This is a genomic window from Planomonospora corallina, assembly GCF_042650625.1.
Taxonomy (GTDB): Bacteria; Actinomycetota; Actinomycetes; order Streptosporangiales; family Streptosporangiaceae; genus Planomonospora_B; species Planomonospora_B corallina.
This window is the reverse complement of the sequence record NZ_JBHSBM010000016.1, coordinates 226,260-229,648: the sequence shown is the minus strand read 5'-3', so window position 1 is coordinate 229,648 and position 3,389 is coordinate 226,260. Positions and strand designations below refer to the sequence as shown.

The window sequence follows — 3,389 nt, the reverse complement described above, 5'->3', positions numbered from 1 at the left end:
CGCCGGCGGGCTCGGCCGCGACCGCGCCGCCGAGCGCGTGCCGGGCGACGTGGCCCGCGAGCACGACGGGGAACGCCGCGGCCGCGAGCACCCCGAGGTTCGCCAGGAGCTTCGCCAGGAAGAACCGGTCGCGGTCCGGCGCCGCCAGCAGGCTCACCCGGATCTGACCTCCCCGGTACTCGCCGCCCGCCGCGAGGGCCGGCACGGCCGCGAGCGCGTACACCGGGGCGAGCAGCACGGCGCCGGACCGGCTGAGCGCCACCTGCCCGTCCGGACCGGCGAGGCGGACGGCGTCCGTACCGGCCGGCAGGCCGAGCAGCGCGTCGGCGGTCAGGGCGAGCGCGAGCACGATCCACGTCGCGGGCAGGGTGCGGATCTTGGTGAGCTCGGCGCGGACGAGATCGGTGAGCCTGATCCCGTCCGCGTCCGGCACCCGGCCGGTCGCGGCGGCGGTCATCGCGCGTCCCGCCGGCCGAGGACGAGCGCGGCCGCGGCGGTGGCCAGCAGCGGCCAGGCGGCGAGTACGGCCAGGGCGTGCCCCGGACCGGCGGACAACCGCAGTCCCTCCCCGGGAGCGAGGACCAGGTTGCGGCCCGCGCTGAGCGGGACCAGCGCGTCGAGGGCGGGGGCGGAGACGGCCAGGACCTGGCTCATGGTCAGCGCGGTCAGCGCCACCGTGACCAGGACGCCGGTGAGGGCGCTGCGGGCGATCAGGGTGACGGCGAAGATCGTGAGGCCGCTCAGGACCGCGTAGGCGAGGACCTTCGCCTGGGCGGTCCACGCCTCCGTGCTCACCGGCAGGCCCGGGTCCCACTCCTCGACCGCGGCGTACACGAACGCCGTGCTGATCGCGGCGATGACGACGGAGACGGACAGCAGGAAGACCCCGGCGGCCAGCGCCTTCGCGCCGACCAGCAGTCCTCGGCGTGGGACCGCGAGCAGGGACGTCCCGAGCTGGCCCGCGCGGAACTCCTGACCCGCGATGAGCGCGGCGACGCAGGGCAGGAACACGCACATCTGGAACGACGACGCGGCCAGGTGCTCGACGAGCGCCTCCCGGGCGGGCCGTACGACGCCCGGGAAGCGCTCGATCATGCCGTCCGCGGTGATCCTGCTCACCGCCTCCGTCTCCGCTGCCACGTTCTGGGCCAGCACGAACACCTGCAGGGCGGCGACGGCGCCGGTGACGAGCCACACCGCGCGGAGCGTGACGATCTTCGTCAGTTCCGCGCGGGCCGCGGCCACCACGTACCGCACCGTGTCCCCCGCCGTCTTCCTCACTGCGTCCCCCGCCGTGTCCCCCGCCGTCTTCCTCACTGCGTCCCCCGCCGTGTCCCCCGCCGTCTTCCTCACTGCGTCCCCCGCCGTGTCCCCCGCCGTGTCCCCCAGCGCGTCCCTCACCATCCCCCCAGAGCTCCCCGGCCCCCGGTGAGCGCGAAGAACGCCGACTCCAGCGACCCGTGTCCCGCGCTGATCTCGTCCAGCGGGCCGTGCGCGGCGACCCGGCCCCCGGCGATCACGACCACGTCGTCGGCGGTGCCCGCCGTCTCCGCCATCAGGTGGCTGGAGAGCAGCACGGTACGGCCGGACGCGGCGTACCCGCGCAGGAGGTTCCGCACCCAGCGGATGCCGTCCGGGTCGAGCCCGTTGACCGGCTCGTCCAGCACCAGGACCTCCGGGTCGCCGAGCAGCGCCGCGGCGATCCCGAGCCGCTGCCGCATGCCGAGCGAGTAGCCCTTCACCCGCCGCCCGGCCACGTCGGACAGGCCCGCCAGGTCGAGCACCTCGTGCACCCGGCGGCGCGGTATCCGGTTGCTCTGCGCGATCCAGGCGAGGTGGTCGACACCGCGGCGCCCGGGCACCGGCCCCGCCCCGTCCAGCAGCGCCCCGACCGTGCGCAGCGGATGGCGCAGGTCGCGGTAGCGCCTGCCGCCGATCAGCGCGGTGCCGTCGTCCGGGCGGTCCAGGCCGAGCAGCAGGCGCAGCGTCGTCGACTTGCCCGCCCCGTTGGGGCCGAGAAAGCCGGTGACCCGGCCCTGCCGGGCGGTGAAGCCGACGCCGTCGACCGCCGGCTTCCCGCCGTACCGCTTGGTGAGCCGCGTGACCTCTATCATTTCCCACCTCGTGTCCCGTGTCGGAACACCCAGCATCCGGCGGGGCGGCGGGCGGGCGCGTCACCCGGAAGTGGACAACTAGCGCGGTTCGTGCAGCAGGCCCGCCTGGTGGGCGAGCACGGCCAGGTGGGTGCGGTCCCGGACGTCCAGCTTGGCGAAGACCCGGCGCAGGTAGGTGCGGACCGTCTCCAGGCTCAGGCACAGCTCGTCCGCGATCTCCTGGTTGGAGTGGCCGCGGGCGACCAGCCGGATCACCTGCAGCTCCCGCGCTGAGAGCACCTGCCGGGTGAACGCGTGCCGCTCGTCCGGCCGGCGCGGGCGGAACCGGTCCAGCAGCCGCACGGTCACCTCCGGGGCGAGCATCGCGTTGCCCGCGTGCACCGTGCGGACCGCGTGCAGCAGCTCCGCCGGGGACGCGTTCTTCAGCAGGAACCCCGACGCGCCGAGGGCGAGCGCCTCGTGCACGTACTCGTCCAGGTCGAACGTGGTGAGCATGACGACCCGGGTGCCCGTCTCCGCCAGGATGCGCCGCGCCGCCTCCAGCCCGTCGGTCCCCGGCATCTGCACGTCCAGCAGCGCGACGGACGGTCTCAGCGCCGCGACCAGCCGGGCCGCCTGCGCGCCGTCGGCCGCCTCTCCGGCGAACCGGAACCCCGGGGTGCGTTCGAACAGCTTCCGGTACGCCCCGCGCAGCCCCGCGTCGTCGTCGGCGAGGAAGACGGAGACCGGCTCAGACCGCGACTCGCTCATGGGGCACCCCCGGGGAACGCATGATCGGCTCGACCGCCGATGCTGCCACGGCCCGCCGTACGGGACGAACCGCCCGGGCGGAACCGCCGCCACAGAACGCCGCGCGAGGCGACCCGCCCGGCCGGCGCCGCCGTCACGGAACGCCTCCGGCGGGCAGCCGGGCCTCCACCTCGAAACCGCCCTCGGGCCGGGCGCCCCAGGCCACCGTCCCGCCCACCAGGCGGGCCCGTTCCCGCATGCCCCGCAGCCCGAGTCCCGAGCCGGCCCCCGAACCGGCGGCCGGCGCCCGGCCGGCCGCCCTCCGGGCGCCGCCGTCCCGGACCCGCACCACCAGCACGTCGCCCTCCCGGCGTACCCGCACCGCGCAGCGCGCGCCCGGAGCGTGCCGCACCACGTTGCTCAGCGCCTCCTGCACGATCCGGAACGCCACCGCGCCCACCCCGGCACCGATCGCTCCGCCCGCGCCGGCGTCCACGTCGATGTCGGCGTCCACGTCGACGCCGGCGGCCCGGGCCGCCTCGACGG

The 3,389-nt window shown here is 76.1% G+C and carries 5 protein-coding genes and 1 pseudogene (1 of these 6 only partly in view); all 6 read right to left on the bottom strand.

Annotation, left to right across the window (positions count from 1 at the left end):
* Positions 1–457 (bottom strand): annotated as a pseudogene (locus ACFOWE_RS12205) (hypothetical protein); the annotation flags it as partial.
* A complete protein-coding gene (locus ACFOWE_RS12200; RefSeq protein WP_377287384.1) occupies positions 454–1,281 on the bottom strand; it encodes an ABC transporter permease in 828 nt (275 codons plus the stop codon). The gene ACFOWE_RS12200 and the pseudogene ACFOWE_RS12205, both read right to left, overlap by 4 nt.
* A 116-nt stretch (positions 1,282–1,397) precedes the next feature.
* Positions 1,398–2,114 (bottom strand): ABC transporter ATP-binding protein, encoded by a 717-nt coding sequence (locus tag ACFOWE_RS12195; protein ID WP_377287383.1) that lies wholly within the window; start codon positions 2,112–2,114, stop codon positions 1,398–1,400.
* A gap of 78 nt (positions 2,115–2,192) precedes the next feature.
* Complete coding sequence (locus ACFOWE_RS12190; protein ID WP_377287382.1) at positions 2,193–2,864, bottom strand: response regulator; 672 nt, start codon at positions 2,862–2,864, stop codon at positions 2,193–2,195.
* A 133-nt stretch (positions 2,865–2,997) separates the two neighbouring features.
* On the bottom strand, positions 2,998–3,294 hold the full coding sequence (locus ACFOWE_RS12185; protein WP_377287381.1) for an ATP-binding protein: 297 nt from the start codon (positions 3,292–3,294) through the stop codon (positions 2,998–3,000).
* Positions 3,264–3,389, bottom strand: the final stretch of a protein-coding gene (locus ACFOWE_RS33890) for a histidine kinase dimerization/phosphoacceptor domain-containing protein (RefSeq protein WP_449301211.1). 216 nt of this gene lie beyond the right edge of the window; only the last 126 of its 342 coding nucleotides appear in the window; the start codon falls outside the window, past its right edge; it ends in the stop codon at positions 3,264–3,266. Before ACFOWE_RS33890 ends, ACFOWE_RS12185 begins: the two co-directional genes overlap by 31 nt.

Coding starts and splice junctions, on each gene's coding strand:
- ACFOWE_RS12195 (WP_377287383.1), bottom strand. CDS start 2,114: ATGATAGAGGTCACGCGGCTCACCAAGCGGTACGGCGGGAAGCCGGCG.
- ACFOWE_RS12190 (WP_377287382.1), bottom strand. CDS start 2,864: ATGAGCGAGTCGCGGTCTGAGCCGGTCTCCGTCTTCCTCGCCGACGAC.